This window comes from Psychrobacillus sp. FSL K6-2843, from assembly GCF_038626375.1.
Lineage (GTDB): Bacteria > Bacillota > Bacilli > Bacillales_A > Planococcaceae > Psychrobacillus > Psychrobacillus faecigallinarum.
The window spans coordinates 2,947,676-2,964,181 of record NZ_CP152021.1 but is presented as its reverse complement, the minus strand read 5'-3'; the positions used below and the strand labels follow the sequence as shown (position 1 = coordinate 2,964,181).

General features: G+C 36.5%; 15 protein-coding genes. 7 read left to right on the top strand and 8 right to left on the bottom strand.

Annotation, left to right across the window (positions count from 1 at the left end; genetic code table 11):
- Nucleotides 1–35 precede the first annotated feature (35 nt).
- Nucleotides 36–992: a cytochrome aa3 quinol oxidase subunit II gene (gene qoxA, locus MKY94_RS15020; protein ID WP_191697713.1), complete on the bottom strand. Its 957-nt coding sequence runs from the start codon at nucleotides 990–992 to the stop codon at nucleotides 36–38.
- 1,448 nt (nucleotides 993–2,440) lie between these two features.
- Here qoxA and MKY94_RS15015 point away from each other — a divergent pair.
- A complete protein-coding gene (locus MKY94_RS15015) occupies nucleotides 2,441–3,895 on the top strand; it encodes an aldehyde dehydrogenase family protein (protein WP_342577300.1) in 1,455 nt (484 codons plus the stop codon).
- 18 nt (nucleotides 3,896–3,913) lie between these two features.
- Nucleotides 3,914–4,753, top strand: a complete 840-nt coding sequence (locus MKY94_RS15010) for a methyl-accepting chemotaxis protein (RefSeq protein WP_144538715.1) — start codon at nucleotides 3,914–3,916, stop codon at nucleotides 4,751–4,753.
- Nucleotides 4,754–5,132: 379 nt separating this feature from the next.
- Here the strand turns inward: MKY94_RS15010 and MKY94_RS15005 are convergent, their stop codons facing one another.
- From MKY94_RS15005 to MKY94_RS14995, 3 genes are all read right to left on the bottom strand, one after another.
- The gene (locus MKY94_RS15005; RefSeq protein ID WP_154310143.1) at nucleotides 5,133–5,492 is read right to left on the bottom strand and encodes a hypothetical protein; all 360 of its coding nucleotides are present in this window, start codon (nucleotides 5,490–5,492) and stop codon (nucleotides 5,133–5,135) included.
- A gap of 40 nt (nucleotides 5,493–5,532) precedes the next feature.
- Nucleotides 5,533–6,174 carry a DUF3885 domain-containing protein gene (locus tag MKY94_RS15000; RefSeq protein ID WP_154310145.1) on the bottom strand — a complete coding sequence of 214 codons (642 nt, stop codon included), beginning with the start codon at nucleotides 6,172–6,174 and terminating at the stop codon, nucleotides 5,533–5,535.
- A gap of 253 nt (nucleotides 6,175–6,427) precedes the next feature.
- Nucleotides 6,428–6,685 carry a DUF3953 domain-containing protein gene (locus tag MKY94_RS14995; protein ID WP_154310147.1) on the bottom strand — a complete coding sequence of 86 codons (258 nt, stop codon included), beginning with the start codon at nucleotides 6,683–6,685 and terminating at the stop codon, nucleotides 6,428–6,430.
- A 256-nt stretch (nucleotides 6,686–6,941) separates the two neighbouring features.
- Here MKY94_RS14995 and MKY94_RS14990 point away from each other — a divergent pair, with 256 nt between their 5' ends.
- From MKY94_RS14990 to MKY94_RS14975, 4 genes are all read left to right on the top strand, one after another.
- Nucleotides 6,942–7,460 carry a hypothetical protein gene (locus MKY94_RS14990; RefSeq protein WP_154310149.1) on the top strand — a complete coding sequence of 173 codons (519 nt, stop codon included), beginning with the start codon at nucleotides 6,942–6,944 and terminating at the stop codon, nucleotides 7,458–7,460.
- A gap of 162 nt (nucleotides 7,461–7,622) precedes the next feature.
- Nucleotides 7,623–8,141: a hypothetical protein gene (locus MKY94_RS14985; protein ID WP_342577299.1), complete on the top strand. Its 519-nt coding sequence runs from the start codon at nucleotides 7,623–7,625 to the stop codon at nucleotides 8,139–8,141.
- A gap of 37 nt (nucleotides 8,142–8,178) precedes the next feature.
- Nucleotides 8,179–8,718 (top strand): hypothetical protein, encoded by a 540-nt coding sequence (locus tag MKY94_RS14980; protein WP_191697710.1) that lies wholly within the window; start codon nucleotides 8,179–8,181, stop codon nucleotides 8,716–8,718.
- 132 nt (nucleotides 8,719–8,850) lie between these two features.
- Nucleotides 8,851–9,060: a hypothetical protein gene (locus MKY94_RS14975; protein ID WP_191697709.1), complete on the top strand. Its 210-nt coding sequence runs from the start codon at nucleotides 8,851–8,853 to the stop codon at nucleotides 9,058–9,060.
- Nucleotides 9,061–9,233: 173 nt separating this feature from the next.
- On the opposite strand, the gene MKY94_RS14970 is transcribed toward MKY94_RS14975, so the two are convergent.
- Both MKY94_RS14970 and MKY94_RS14965 read right to left on the bottom strand, forming a co-directional pair.
- Nucleotides 9,234–10,121: a zf-HC2 domain-containing protein gene (locus MKY94_RS14970; RefSeq protein ID WP_191697707.1), complete on the bottom strand. Its 888-nt coding sequence runs from the start codon at nucleotides 10,119–10,121 to the stop codon at nucleotides 9,234–9,236.
- The gene (locus tag MKY94_RS14965) at nucleotides 10,111–10,593 is read right to left on the bottom strand and encodes a sigma-70 family RNA polymerase sigma factor (protein WP_151113256.1); all 483 of its coding nucleotides are present in this window, start codon (nucleotides 10,591–10,593) and stop codon (nucleotides 10,111–10,113) included. Before MKY94_RS14965 ends, MKY94_RS14970 begins: the two co-directional genes overlap by 11 nt.
- 257 nt (nucleotides 10,594–10,850) lie before the next feature.
- Between MKY94_RS14965 and MKY94_RS14960 the strand changes: the two genes are divergently transcribed.
- Nucleotides 10,851–11,702: a hypothetical protein gene (locus tag MKY94_RS14960; protein ID WP_342577298.1), complete on the top strand. Its 852-nt coding sequence runs from the start codon at nucleotides 10,851–10,853 to the stop codon at nucleotides 11,700–11,702.
- Between the two features lie 60 nt (nucleotides 11,703–11,762).
- Here MKY94_RS14960 and MKY94_RS14955 read toward each other — a convergent pair whose 3' ends face one another.
- Both MKY94_RS14955 and MKY94_RS14950 read right to left on the bottom strand, forming a co-directional pair.
- Nucleotides 11,763–14,780 carry an efflux RND transporter permease subunit gene (locus tag MKY94_RS14955; RefSeq protein WP_342577297.1) on the bottom strand — a complete coding sequence of 1,006 codons (3,018 nt, stop codon included), beginning with the start codon at nucleotides 14,778–14,780 and terminating at the stop codon, nucleotides 11,763–11,765.
- Nucleotides 14,781–16,008: 1,228 nt separating this feature from the next.
- Nucleotides 16,009–16,440 carry a GNAT family N-acetyltransferase gene (locus MKY94_RS14950; protein WP_342577296.1) on the bottom strand — a complete coding sequence of 144 codons (432 nt, stop codon included), beginning with the start codon at nucleotides 16,438–16,440 and terminating at the stop codon, nucleotides 16,009–16,011.
- Between the last annotated feature and the right edge of the window lie 66 nt (nucleotides 16,441–16,506).

The window sequence follows — 16,506 nt, the reverse complement described above, 5'->3', positions numbered from 1 at the left end:
ATAGCTTTTACTATAGTAATCTTGTAATCCTTCAATTAATGCTGAGAATGATCTGATTCCTCAGTTTCATTAGTTTGTCCATGATTCTCATGATCGGACTTCTCATCCTTATCAGTTGATTCATGGTGCTCGTGTTCAGATTCCTCTGCATTATCGCCATGGTCATGACTAGGAGCAGGTGAGAATTCTAAATGTGTTCCTGTATAAGTTGAACGGCCAAGATGACCTGGTTCTAATAATTCCTCAAACTTCTCTTCTGTAAGAGCAGGTGCAGTTTCATGTACTTCCTCTACCCAATCTTCAAAATCGGCATTAGACATAGAGGTAACATCAAAGACGTTTTCTGCAAATCCAGATCCACTGAAGTTCGCATTTCTGCCCATGAACTCGCCTTCAACATCGGCAGCTAAGTGTAACGTAGTCACCATATCAGACATCGCATACTTTTGCCCGCCTAGCTGTGGAATCCAAAAGCTAGTAATTGGTCCGTGGGAGTATAGTTTAAACTCAATCGCACGATTAGCTGGGATATATAAGTAGTTAACCGTTTCAATACCTTGTTCAGGATAACTAAAATGCCATTTCCAGTTAGAGGAAGATGCATAAATGATTAATGGTTCCTGATCCTCATAGCCTTGAGGCGTCGACTCTACAATATAGTTACTTCTAACTGAAACGATTGAAAGAAAAATAACTATTATAATAGGAATACCGATACAAATTGCTTCCACAATCGGACTTCCTTCTATATGAGGTGGCTCGTAATCCTCGCTTTGTTTAGAAGCACGGTATTTTATTAACACAAAAACTAAGATAGCTAAAACGACAATCACAATCCCCGACATTAGGAAAATAGATAACATAATATCATTTGCCTGTGCCTCGGCTTGAGGGCCTTTAGGGTCTAAAACAAGTAATGGCTCGCATCCTGTTAACACAGTGACAATAGTGAAAACCATCGTCAAGAGAGCCCACTTCAATTTTAATTTCATCGTTGTACCCCTTTCCAATCTATTATAAAAAGCTAAGGTAACTAGTGTTGCTTTCAAAGAATTCCTCTCTGTGCCTCTATCTTATTACCATGCCTTCAAAAAAACGAATATAAAAACCGGACTTCACGAATTGTTCAAGAAGATTTGAACGTTCTTTAACACAATTGTGAAATATTTAAGAAAGTGTCAACTTCGTTCATAATTATGGGCTTAATTGGTATTTTTGTACTTTTTGTTTGAGCAGTTTTCAAGTAATGTTGTTCATTTTCCATCTTGGAAAGGCTCTAAAACGAAGAATTAGATATCTGTAGGATGTCTTATTGGAGATAGAAAGGACATAAATTGGTAGCCATATTGAGGTTAGCAGAACAAGCATTAATAACTAACGGAGGAACACAAAATAAATAAAATTCTAAATATGCCATTAACAAAGTTATATCTACATAGCAAGCTAATGGAATTCTAAATAATATTTTATCCTGTTGATTGAAGTGACAGGCGGCGACTCCAGTGGGATGAGTGAGACAGATGAGACATCACAAACGACGCGCAAGCGGCGGTGATGGCTCATCGCTCACCCCATGGAAAGCGACCGCCTAGAGCGGAAATCTATCATCTATATTCAAAATTTAAGTATAAATTAATTCGATTTAATGGCTAAATATAACGGTATAATTTTTTTCATTCTAACTTATCTAATTCACCCTCTACCTATTATTGAAGCGACCGCCTAAAGCGGAAATCTACCATCTATATTCAAAATTTAAGTGTAAATTAATTCGATTTAATAGCTAAATATAACGGTATAATTTTTTTCATTCTAACTTATCTAATTCACCCTCCACCTGTGATTGAAGCGACAGGCGGCGACTCCAGTGGGATGAGTGAGACAGATGAGACATCACAAACGACGCGCAAGCGGCGGTGATGACTTATCGCGCACCCCACGGAAAGCGACCGCCTAGAGCGGAAATCTACCATCTATATTCAAAATTTAAGTGTAAATTAATTCGATTTAATAGCTAAATATAACGGTATAATTTTTTTCATTCTAACTTATCTAATTCATCCTCCACCTGTGATTGAAGCGTCAGGCGGCGACTCCAGTGGGATGAGTGAGACAGATAAGACATCACAAACGACGCGTAAGCGACGGTGATGGCTTATCGCTCACCCCACGGAAAGCGACCGCCTAAAGCGAAAATCAGCCATCTATATTAATAGTTCTTAGTAACTCAGATATAACTCTTGCGCTATTCTTATATATTAGATTAGGTAATAATGTTTGTTTGTCTGAAAGAATCGAATGGGTGTATGGGACTATTTTTAAAACTTTTCAGTAACTATTAGATAAATTATTCACAATACATTTCTATTTCAGTAAAGATTTTACTAATCCTGACGATAATCAAAGAGTTAATAAGAATAATATCCTGGAGGTTAAAAAGATGAACTTAGAAATGTTAGGCAAACAATTTATCGCTGGTGAATGGAGAGACGGAAACAGTAGTCTCGTGTTAAATAATACAAACCCTTACAATGACAAGCCTATTAATACATACAAGCTAGCAAATGTAGAAGATATAGATTTAGCATATAAGGCTGCACATGCAGCGAAGCTAGAATGGGACAAAGTAAATCCTTATAAAAAACGTGATATCTTAGAAAATGCAGTAAAATATATGGAAGAGCATGAGGAAGAAATCACCTCTATTATTATGGAAGAATTAGGTGGTACTAGACTGAAGGCAGCATTCGAAATTGGTCTTGTTAAAAACATCATTAAAGAGGCAGCTACCTTCCCATTAAGAATGGAAGGGAAAATTCTACCTTCTACAATAGATGACGTGGAAAATAGACTATACCGAATTCCTGCAGGCGTTGTAGGAGTTATTAGCCCATTTAACTTCCCATTCTTCTTATCGATGAAATCTGTTGCACCTGCACTAGGAGCTGGAAATGGTGTCGTATTAAAACCTCATGATGACACACCTATTATGGGCGGAACGCTAATCGGAAAAATCTTTGAAGAAGCAGGAGTACCGAAAGGATTAATAAATGTCGTTGTTACAGATATCAAAGAAATTGGCGATGCATTTGTGGAGCACCCAATTCCAAGAATTATCTCCTTCACTGGATCTACACAAGTAGGAAGCTATATTGGTCAGGTAGCTATTAAAAACTTCAAAAAGCCATTACTTGAGCTAGGCGGCAACAGTGCTTTTATTATTTTAGAGGATGCTGACCTCGAGTATGCTGTGAATGCTGCTACTTTCAGTAGATTTACCCATCAAGGACAAATTTGTATGTCAGCAAATAGAATTCTTGTTCAACGATCTATTTATAAAGAGTTCATTGAAAAATATGCACAAAAGGTTTCTTCTCTTAAAGTCGGTGATCCATTAAATCCTGAAACAATCATTGGGCCAGTTATCAATGATCGCCAAGCCCAAACCCTGCAAGCCTTGATCGAAAAAGGGATTGAAGAAGGTGCTACACCTTACCTTAAAGGGAATGTTACTGGAAGATTGCTAGAGCCAACCATTTTAACAGATGTTACGACTGACATTAGTGTTTCTCAGGAAGAGCTTTTCGGACCAGTAGTATGTGTTATTCCTTTTGATACAGAAGAAGAGGCAATTGATATTGCTAACAATACTCGTTTTGGACTAAGTGGAGCTATTCATACATCTAATCTAGAACGAGGAGTGGAAATGGCTAAGAAGGTACACACAGGGATGATTCATGTTAATGATTTAACGATTAATGATGAACCGATTGTAGCCTTCGGTGGTGAAAAGCAATCTGGCTTAGGTCGCTTAAATGGCCAATGGAGCTTAGATGAATTTACAACATTAAAATGGATTTCAGTGAACTACGGTCAAAGAAACCTACCATATTAATAGAAAGAGTGAAAATTGATGGCAGAACATGATTTAATAAAAGCATTTGTTAAAGTTGCTCCATTGCTTAATGAGCTTGTCCAGGACGATATAACTGTTGGAATTTACGATACGGAGAAGCTGATCATTAATATACCAGGTAAAACGTTTGCTTTAAATGTAAACCCAGGTGATCCATTAATGGAAGGGGATATCGTAACAAATGCGATTAGAACCGATTCTCCTTTATCGGCAGTCCTTCCGAAGGAGCTATTCGGATTTCCGTTAATAGCTCGTGCACTACCTCTTCATGATGATGAGGGTAATGTAATAGGCGGTGTAGGAATCGGAACAAGCTTGGAAAAGGCAAACAAGCTATTTGAAATGGCTGAAAGCTTTTCTGTAATTGTGGAGCAAACAGCAGCAGGCATTGAAGATATAAGTGAATCGGTGACTTCACTTGCTGATCGAGTGACAGATATTACGTCTCAAATGAAAGCCGTAAGCTCAAGTGCAGAGCAAATCGGTGAAATTTCTTCTGTAGTTAAGGGAATATCAGACCAAAGTAATCTGCTTGGTTTAAATGCAGCGATTGAAGCGGCTAGAGCAGGGGATGTAGGGAAGGGCTTTTCCGTTGTAGCGAATGAAATACGTAAGCTAGCAACCAATTCGAAGGAAAATGTAAATCAGATTAATGACATAACAAAAAACATTCAAGGGCTTCTGTTAACGTTGAACCAAGCTTTCTCAGAGGTAAATACATTGACTGACAACCAATCCGGTTCCATTCAAGAATTTTCTGCAACTATTCAAGAAATTAGCTCTAAGGCACAAGAGCTAGCAACACTTGCACAAGAATCACTTAGTCAAGATAACTAAAATGAAAAGAGCAAACCGTCTATATGACGGTCGCTCTTTTTAAAATTCTAATATTTATTGGCTATGTTAAAGGTGAGGGTTGATTTAATATACAAATAAAAAATGACCTTGGATATTTTCGCCAAGAGCATATTAATTTGATTTCCTTTTTTACTAAAGCACCAGTTAGCCATCCATGTAGCGGAAAACAAGCGCTACACCACAGAGAATGAAAATGTGAAAAACGGGTATAGGATGCTATGGCTGGCTAACTTAATATAAACATTCTGAAGGCTCAGCTTTTTTTAAAAAGCAATTTCTGAGTCTCTTTTGGTATGTAAACTTGTATATTTTGGGCATTTTTTAATTTTCATGGGAGTTGAATAAAGCAATTCTCTTTTTACATCTTTTTTTCTCTGTCAGGTTCTTTCATAAACACATTCTCATTATCTTTAAATCCTTCGGGCTGCCAGTATTCCTCTGGTAATCCTTTTCCCACAAATGACTTTCGAAGTTGTCCAATTGCTTCGGACCATGTTGCAAATTCACTCATAGAGTACGGGGGTTGTCCTTCATCATTCCAAACTGCCCACTTATTACTTGGAAGTTCTGTTGCATACCAACCTGCGTCTTCCTCTAGGCGATAAATATAGAACGTGTTTTCTTCGGCAACTTTCCAATTTGTGTAGCCCAAAGCATTTGCAAATTCATCGTATTTATTAAAGATAAGAGAACGTAAAAACCTATTTACTTGCTCCACTTATCACTTCGCCTCCTTTTTTCAAACAAACCTGCACTTCTTATTTAAATACTTTATCTATTTCATCTTTGTCGTAATCTAATATCCAATCATTGTATGTGCTATAAATGTCTCGTATAGATTCAGGGAAGGTAGCAATCAAATCACATCCTCTATCATCGTACACGTGAAAAATGGTTTTCCTTTTGATATTTATAAAATATATCCTATGAAAAATACTTGGTTGGATTCCTAAATCCTGATTGCATACTGCCTTTAACAATGAAATATATTTCATATCAGATGCCTTGCATTTAAGAGTAAACCTATGTGTTTTACATTTCCCGTCTTCATCATCTTCTGGGAAAACATAAGGTATTTCTGCATGCTTCAATTTATATAAGATTGATTTTTCATAGACATAGGGAGAAAAAATCCTTGCTTTGTGCTTAAAGGTTTTTCCATTTCCAAAATCGTCTACATCTACTACAACAAAAATCTCCTCGTCTTGTGAATGCAAGGATTCAAATAACATGACAGCCCTTTTATATAACCCCTGAACATAAGTACTGTTTTCGAAATTGTATTCTCCATCCCACTCTACCCCTAATTTGAACCGTATGCCAATTTCCCAGTTATAAAACAATGGTGGTCTAAGGTTTAAGTTAGGGTAATTTTCATTAATATAGTCATTTAAAAGCATTGCCACACCTCATTTTATTTCTTCAATTTTACCATTCCTTAATCAACTAACCTGCATCGTTAGTAAAAATACAACCTATGTCTATAATTCTATTAAGCGCAAAGGGAATACAAACTTGAAAAAGTGGGTTCTTTTATTGCCAAAAAAATAAAATTTTGCATATCCCGCAAGTATCTAGAACCAGCCAACCTCCAAGATTAAAGAAACTATAATACAGATATTGAATGTTTTTTAAGTTAAATATTACTTCTATTTAATTTATCATAATGCCTTCAACCGCAGAGATTAAAATGTATAAAGAAGTGCACAAAATAAAGATGCCCCACAATAAACTCTTAGTTCTTTTATATTCTCGTATTCCCATTATTAGTAACGTTACACTTAGAAGTATTAACATCAATGGTAGTAAGTTGTAATTTTCCGTAACCTTACTGTAAATACCAACTAACATACCAAGGACTGCAAAAATTAATTGAAATATCATTAAAATGTCAAACTTTTTTTCTTTCATTTTTATACCTCCAACAGATAATCCGTCATCTTCAAAAAATACCAATTTAAACTAACCTGAGACGTTCGTTTAAGTGTAACATTTCACAAATAAAATCACCTCACGAAAAATCAACCCCAGCCCTTAACATAGCCAATTTATTTAAAAAAGTTAGATTGTATGATGCTTGTACAAAGAGAAACTGTAAAGAAGAATTCCACAACCATACCGAAAGTTAGATATAATTAACATACGTAATTAGATTAGGGGGAGAAGTATGTATAAGCTGCTTAAAAAGTTGCCTAATGAAACACACTACTGGGAGGTGTGGAAATCCGGAAGAAGTCTACATTTTACCTATGGAGTACTAGGAGTGAGCAATAAAAGTGAGGAGCAACCGCTAAGTTTATTTGAAAGAGGCAATAAATTAATGAAACGGTTAGTAGAGGAGAAAGAAAATCAAGGATTTGTCCAATGCCATGAGGATAAGGAAATAAAGGTGGACATTGCGTATCGTGAAGATGCAGCAGAATATGAGACTTTTAGACAGGCAAGCTATGATTTACAAGATAAGATAAATGATAGTTTATTGTCTACAGGTATAGGCTATACGGAAGGTATCACAATCAATGAAAGCGGAGCTACCATTTATTTCTTCGTAGTAGATGAAGATTTAGGTATTGTAGCAATACAAAAGATTTTACTTGAACAGAAGCTATTAAACGAAAGCAGTGTCTCTTTACTACAGGAAGACGGAAACTACATAAGCGCAAATACATACCAATCCAAAGACTAATTGTTAAGCAATGGTTAGATACTGGAATAAATTTTACATAATGAACACAATTGTTCTTCTGTCCTTTTAGTATAAGGGTATTTAAAGCGACAAACTATCAAAATGAGATATAATTATAATATTATTAATAATATAATAATTAAACAAAGGAGTTTTTATTATATGTATGAACTGTCCAAAAAGTTAGCTCATGAAACGCATTATTGGAAAGTGTGGAAGCATCAGAAGAGAATTTGCGTCGAATATGGAGTTATTGGAGTCAGCAAAGAGTCCGAAGAAATCCAGCTTAAACTTTTTGATAACGGAAGTAAGCTGATGAAAAGATTAGTAGAGGAAAAGCGGAGCCAAGGCTACGTAAATAGCGATGAAAAAGAAGCGATAGATATTGTTATCCACAATGATAACGGAGTAAGTGAATATGACGTATTGAAAAAAGCTAGCTTCGAATTATATGAAATGATTGAGAATGAGCTTATGGAAACTAGTATAGGCTTCCCGGATGGTGTTGATATTAACGACGAAACAAGGGTTATTATCACTTGCTTTGTTGAAGACATGGATATTGCCATTCAAAGAATTCGACAAGTAATATCAGGCCAGAAATTGATAAACGTTAACCAAATATCTTTGGACAATGGTGGGGAGCCAATTGATGTAATGGTAAAGGATATTAAATCATAAAAGCACATCTAAAGGAAAACAAAGGGGACCGGTTAAGATGATGATAAGAATGATAAAGAAGAATGGTAAGGAAACGCTATATTGGCAGGCATGGAATTATAAATTTCCATTAAGTATTTTAACTGGTACATTAGGAAAAGAAGGAATAGAGGAGAGGCCGTCCTTAAGGTTTTGGGAAAGTCCTAAAAAAATTGTGAAAAAATTAGCCAAGGAAAAAGCAAATCTGGGCTATGAATTTGTGAATGACAAAGACATGAACAAACTAGTTGTCCAGTATCGCTATGAAGAAGCTGATGAAGCTCAGTTTGAAGCGACAGAGAAAAAGTGCTTTGATGTTGAGGATATTATAGAGGAGGCTCTCCTTTTCACAGGAAATGGGGACGTAAGTGGTTTGGAGGTCGGAGCAGGGGCAGGAACAATTACAATTTTTGTCGTAGATGTAGAGATTGGTTTTAACACTATCTGGAAGAAGCTATCTGAACACGAATTGACAGAAGGTGTTGAAATTGCTTACGAGCAGGAGCAGGATAGCTATGTTTCGTTGTATCCAGAGGATGCTGAATTTCAGCTAGTGTAAATGGTAAAGGAAACAATTCCTATGATATAATAGTGACCTTAGGTAGATTAGGAGCAGATGATCCCGATTGAAAGGAAGTTTCCGAAGCTTCTTCCTGCATGTCTATTCGGAAGCTATGTCGGAGGTGTCATGATGAATAAAAAATGGACGATTGAAGAAATCCGTGAGTATGTTAAAAAGAATTCAACAAGTGAATTACTTTCTACTGAATATAAAGGTTTCTCCCAAAAATTACAGTTTAAATGTTCCTGTGGGAATCTTTTTGAAAAAACATTTACGAAGTTTAAGGGAAGTAATCAAAAAAGCTGTACGGAATGTGCCCCAATTAAACCATCACGTTAATTAGCAAAAGAGCTGCCCTTAGGACAGCTCTTTTCTTATGGTAAAAATATTAAATCCAATAATTTGTCAGGCAGTTTTGGACTTTTCAATTAAAAAAAGTGTTCAATATAGTTGATTCTTGCAATCAAGCAAACTATATATTTAGCAATAAGAGGGACTACTAATTTTAAATACTAGTCCAACATATTATTCACTGGTTTGGTAATACGTTTTTGAAAGATCCAGTTACCTAATATAAACGATGTGATGACTAGTAATATAAGTGGTAGCTGAAAGATTATCCAATTAGATGGCCCATAATATTTAGATTGATGTGCCCTTTCCACAGTATCAAAATATGCTTCCTTATATTCAAATTGGATAATCCATTCTTCATTGGCCATTGCCACAGTACCAATATCATAATCATTCGGTATGATTAATTCTGTAACTGTTCCACCATCTCCAACAACTAACTCCGCTTGAGAATAATTAATAGGATAAGCGTTAGAAGGTCCTTCTTTTAGCCGAGAAAAATCAATAGAATAAGGATGTGTTATCCCTTCCCTGATGAGTGTGAAATCATTTATGTGATCGGTAGAAAATACGGCTAAATGCTGCAGATGGTCGCTGTATTCCTGAAATATTTTTTGAAGTGCTGTTTCATCTAGATTAGTAGACAAGACTTCAAATGACTGTTCCATTACCTCTTGCTTTTCCTGCTCAACCGATCGTGCTACTTTTCGTTCATCGTTTATATCATTTAATACACTCAGAGAATATATGAAAAATCCAACGGTTACTATGAGTGAAATCCAAAATGCTGCACGCAAAAAAGCTGTATAACCTCTTTGTGCATTAAAAAAGTTTGCAAGTTTTTTTAATGGTTTCTTTTGTTCCATATTAGCCGTTATGTCAACGTTTTCATCTATATCGAATTCAGCACGCATTTGTTTTGCGATTTGTGTACATTTGTCACATGTGGCAATATGTTGATCTACAAACTCTGCACTCTCTAGACTACAAAGCTTATCTATGTAAGTGGGTAACAAATCACGTACAATATAGCATTCATTCTTCATCTAAAATTCCTCTCTCCCTTAATTTTAACTTCGCTCGGTAAAAACTAACCCTTGCCCAATTTTCATTTTTTTTGTGTATTTCACCAATCTCCTTAAAGCTTAGGCCACCTAACATACGCAGCAGCACAATTTCTTTAAATGGCTCCTCCAACAAATGAATCGTACGATAAAGCGCAATTTTATTTTCGTTCTCAATTAGGTTGCTTTCGAGTGAAGGTACATGGTTTGGCGCATTGGCTTGTTTTGGCTGTTTTACTTGCTTATCTACGTATTTATAATATGTATGCTTGGCAATTTGACAGAGCCAAACTGACATTTTGCACTCACCATTATAATTATCGATTGATCGAACTGCCTGATAAAAAGTCTCCTGTGTTAGCTCCTCTGCAACGTCTGTATTGTTGCAAAGAACCATCAAATATTTAAAGACACCATCCGCATATTGCTTATAAATTTCCGTAAGCTCCCCCAATGTTCAACCTCCTTTCACCCTATATATCTATAAAATTATCAATTCGTTACAAACTTTTAGAATTTATTTTTTATACTCTATCTTAGCATGAGAAAAGGGGTTAATTAGGAAACACGAATTTTAGAAGATGTTATTGTATAATAAATGGAAAATATATGAAAATAATATTTTAAAATTACAAATTTTATTATATTTAACCAATATCAACTATATTTTTTTATTTTCTGATAGAATAAGAGGGAAGGGAGAGAGTTAAAATGATTAAAAAACTTAGTAAAGCAGTACTAGTAGGTGTTTTAGCTTTGGGAATTACGGCGACAGCTAATACATCCGCAGAGGCAGCCACACACAAGGTGATGTGGGGTAAGACGGAATTGAAAGTGGGGCAGATTGGTAAGGTTACTATTCTAGCGGACACTAACTTAGTAAAAGTAGGAGCTAATGGCTCCCTAAGTAAAGTTCGCACCCTAAAAAAGGGCGAGGAATATAGAGTCTACACGTATAAGGGTTCAAACGGTGGCTTATACGGATTAGGTGCAAGTAGCTTTGTTCAAAAGGGGTCAAAAGTAAAATATGAAACTCCTTCAAAAAGCAAACTTGCTTTGCTTAACAAAGAGGTAAACGGTGGGCTAGTCCCAAAAGCGGGTATGAAGCTTACTTATTCTCCAAGTTTTACAGAGAATACTAAAAGAGATTTCGTTACTACTGTTATAAAGGAAGATGGTTATATTCAAACTATTTTAACCGTTCCAGGTAAGCAATATGAGAGTTATGTGTATAATGAGATTAACAATGTCGAAGGTAAACAGATTTTTTCTTTTGGTGTGAATCATACAGATTGGGGATTATTTGCTATTGAATTTCCTCTAATTGAAGGCAAGCAAACAAAAGAAATTTTCTATGATGAAGAAAACAACAGAGTAACACAAAATATAGATGTTATTAGTACAACTAGTACTGTAAAGGTCAAAGCAGGGACATTCCAAAATGTTGTCATATTCAAAAGTAAAGAATATGGAGTTACGTTTTATTTAGCTCCAGGTGTTGGAATTATTAAAGCAGTAGGTAATGATGGAAATACTGTGGGAGAACTAATTTCTTTCAAATAAAAAAGATAAAACCAGATCTAGTCATTGAGCTAGATCTGGTTTTATTTATGATTAACATATTTAGCTTCTTTCTTTCGCCATTCTTTGCTTCCTAGACTTTCTATAATAGAGTAGCTCATAAATACATGGCACAACTATTAAGGTTAGAAGCGTTGCCATTGCAAGCCCACCAATCACGACGATTGCAAGACTTTGTGATACAAGGCTACCTGTTTCCGCTTGCTTTAACAACAGTGGAAGCATTGCACATATAGTGGCGATTGCTGTCATGAATATTGGTCGCATTCTTGTAGAGGTTGCTTCTACTAAGGACTCGCGAATGGTCATGGTTTTTTCATTTTGCTTTACTCTGTCCAATAATACAATAGCATTGGTAACAACAATTCCGATTAACATCAAAGCACCTAGTAATGCGGTGATATCTACAGAAATCCCGCTAATCACTATTCCTAAAACTGCACCGATTGCAGCTAGGGGTAGGGAACAAAGAATGGCAATTGGAGTTCTTATAGATTTAAAGGTAATGACCATAATTAGAAAAACTAGGCCAATAGAAACGAGCATGATTAAAAATAAATCTTCAAATTCCTCTGCTTGTTGACTGCTGGAGCCACCAATGAAAACCTGTGTGTCCTTTGGAATGCCTATACCTTTTTCCTTGTCTTTATCTCCAAAAATAGCAATATTCATGTCACTTGCTACCTCTGAAAGCTTAGCTGGATCCACAGATGCCGTTACTCGGAGATAAGTCTTCCCATCCTTATGCAGCTGAATAGTGGAGCGTTGCTCAGTTTGTAGCGTAGCTATAGAAGATACAGGAACAGGACCGTCGCTTGTCATTATCTGGATAGCCTTTAAATCCTCTGGTGTTTTAGTATCTAATATTGGTTCTAGAAAAACTGTTTTTTGCTTATCCTCTACCTGGATTGTTCCGATAGGTGTCTTGTTCAACATAACACTTAATTGCTGTGCAATTTGCTCGGTGTTTCCTTTAGATGAATCGACTACCAAGGAGTGTACTGTTTTCTTTTCATCCTGATTCGTAGTTACCTTTTCGATTCCTTCAATAGGCTCTATCTTCTCTTGAATAACTGGTGCCAGCTTTTCCAGACTTGCTAAGTCATCTCCCACAATATCAATGTTAATACTAGTGCTAGTTCCTCCCATCATAAAGGAAGCAGCAGTAATTTCTAATTCAGCCTTTGGAAACTGACTGCGTTTTTCTTCTATAGCCTCTATGACCTTCTCTATATCTTTTTTGTCAGCCAATAAAATGCTAAAAAGAGCCTCGGTCTGAGATCCTACAGATCCATATTGTGCTGCTTCGGGAGGCGTACCAACTTGTGCAAAAACAAAATCGACTTCCTCCATCTCCCGAATAAGGGATTCCATTTCAATCGTTTTTTCCTTAACTTCCTCTACAGGTGTATTAGACGGATAGCTTAAGGAAGCCGTAATAAAATCCGCAGAAGAATTATCCACTGCTCCTTTAGGAATTAAAAGGTAAGTGCCAATTGAGCCAGCAAACAGGAATAAAGAAACTACAAAGATAACCCACTTATGATTTAAAGACCATGTTACAGCCTTTGGAAAACGGACAGCGGGTTTATGCTCCGGAAGTTTCGTGTTTTTCAATAAGCCTGCGCTCATAATAGGAACGACAGTCAGTGCTACTAACAAGGAGGCTAATAGAGAATAGGTTACTGTTAAAGCAAACGGAAGAAGGAAATCCTGCAGGGTGCCATCCAATAAACTCATAGGAAGGAATACTGCCACTGTTGTAAGCGTTGATGCGGTAATCGCAACCCCTACCTGCTTTGTAGCATCTATGACCATCTGAACAGAAAACTTCTCCGTTTGCATCTTCCGGAAAATATTTTCAATAACGACAATACTGTCATCTACTAAACGGCCAACCGCAACAGCTACACCACCTAGTGTTAAAATATTGAGCGTAACTCCCGAAATCCAGAGTAAAAATAGCGTTAAGCAAAGGGATAACGGAATAGAAATAATAGTTATGAAAGTAGAGCGGATATTGCGTAGGAAAATCATAATAACAATGGTTGCAAAAAGTGCGCCAAGCAAAACCTCTTTCATCATTGTGTGAACAGAATTTTGAACCAAATCAGAAGAGGATACATAAATAACAGACTTCTGCTGCTTATATTGTTCATTCAATTCTTTTGTCACTTGCTCGATTTCCTTGCTGATTGTAACAGCATTCGATGTGCTATCCTTTGTAATGCTTATATCTAAGCTTTCCTTGCCATTAAATCTACTAATAAAGCTGGAGTCAATTGTCTCTTCAATTACTGCAATTTCGCCTAACGTCACATCAGGGACTATCGAGAGATTTTTTAGCTTTTCTATGCTAGTTAAGTCACCAATCACTTTGATATTGCTCGTCTTCCCATCGATATTTTTCTCACCAACAGAAACAGCCGTATTTTGCCCCTGGAGGATTGTCATTACCGATTGAAGAGGAATTTGATAATCCGCTAATTTGTCCTCATCTAAACGAATCGAAATGGTGGATTCAGTAATCCCATACACATCAACATTTGCAACTCCTTTAACCTCTTGAAAACGTGACTTCAGCTCATTTTTCGCAAGCTCCATGTTTTCAGAAGTGAGGCCGTCCTCAAATGTGACCGCAATATTGATAATTGGAATCATGGATGTGTGAAGCTGGGAAACAACTGGTTCGGATATAGAAGGTGGCAAAGGTACACGGGTCAATGCCTCCTGCACTTCTTGTTTTGCTTGTTTCATATCATAGCCAGATTCATACACAAGATCTACATGGGAATACCCATCCCCGGTTCTAGAATAAACCGAAGACTTACCGTTCAATCCAACAACAGCCCTCTCAATAGGAGTGGTCACTTCGCTCTCCATCGTTTTCGCATCTGTACCAGGTCCCATAGTGATAATGGTTACCTGCGGATTATCGGCAGAGGGTAAAAACTCCATCGGCAATCTAAAATAACTAAACACTCCAATTACTAATACTAAAACGGTTAATACCGCTACACCCGCTTTATTGCCAAATGCCCATCTGGTAAAACTCGACATCTTCCAACTCCTCCTTTGAATTAAGAACAGTACGTATGAGTGCATCTTGATGTTATAATTTTCAATTAATTTACAGCGCTAGTTACTCCTTTCATTGCATTACCATTTCATTGTAGAAAATAGAAATGATTTCCACATTGAGCGAGAGGATTAACTATTGCTAGGTCTGGAGGCTGATAAGATTATAGGGCTTAAAGAAGGAGTTTTTTATGGGGAGATAATGGGCAAATGAGTGCGAACGGTCATAAAATTTTCTATCCGGTCATAAATCCGGCTTATGCGGTCATAAATTTTCCTATCCGGTCATAAAAAAATCTATCCGGTCATAAATGTGCTCCGAACGGTCATAAGTTTGTTTTTCTGCTTCAAATATCTATGCTGGAGCTTGCTTTCTAATAAAAAAACACTAAATAGGGCCAGATTAGCCTTAATTACATGATGAATCTGTCCAAAAGGTTGATTTTGTTGCGAACGGTCATAAAATTTTCTATCCGGTCATAAATCCGGCTTATGCGGTCATAAATTTTCCTATCCGGTCATAAAAAAATCTATCCGGTCATAAATGTGCTCCGAACGGTCATAAGTTTGTTTTTCTGCTTCAAATGTCTATGCTGGAGCTTGCTTTCTAATTAAAAAACAATAAATAGGGCCGGTTTAGCATTGATTACATGATGAATCTGTCCAAAAGGTTGATTTTATTGCGAACGGTCATAAAATTTTCTATGCGGTCATAAATTTTCCTATCCGGTCATAAAAAAACCTATCCGGTCATAAATGTGCTCCGAACGGTCATAAGTTTGTTTTTCTGCTTCAAATGTCTATGCTGGAGCTTGCTTTCTAATTAAAAAACAATAAATAGGGCCAGATTAGCCTTAATTACATGATGAATCTGTCCAAAAGGTTGATTTTGTTGCGAACGGTCATAAATATATCTATCCGGTCATAAATCCGGCTTATGCGGTCATAAATTTTCCTATCCGGTCATAAAAAAATCTATCCGGTCATAAATGTACTCTGAACGGTCATAAGTTTGTTTTTCTGCTTCAAATATCTATGTTGGAGCTTGCTTTCTAATTAAAAAACACTAAATAGAGCCGGTTTAGCATTGATTGCATGAATAATCTGTCTAAAATTTTATTGCGAACGGTCATAAATCTTGCTATACAAAGGAAAGGGCTCTTGAAAGATTCAAGAGCCCCATAGGTGTGTATGTCATTACTAAATCTATTTATAACTTTGCTTTCATGATGAAGTTGACTTCTTCGAAGCCCATTTTTTTATAAATTTCCTTAGCGAAACTGGAGGCAAAGACATTTAGACGAACCTCGTCGTAGCCTTGGCTCTTCCAATAGGCGTTTCCTTCGTTTATTAGCAACTTAGATAGACCTTTCCCTCTGTGCTCGGGTAGTACATAAATTTCATAAATAAAACCATATGTTTGATCCGTAAAGTAATCTGTGCTTTTCCCTAGCAGTATCCATCCAGTAATGGTACTGTCTTCTTCTTTGGCAATTAAGTAGAACCCTCCTTTATCTAAAACTCCTTGGAGCATTGCGACTGCCTTTTCTTCACTAATTTCCATTTGAGTTGCATCATAAGTAGAGCTTATTGCATGAGAAAGAATAAATTCGACTTCCTCTTTAGTTGCTTGTGTAATCATTTCATTCCCCCCTTTATGCTATTTTATTTCCACAAGGTTTGATGAGAATCCTTTAATGTCCTCATT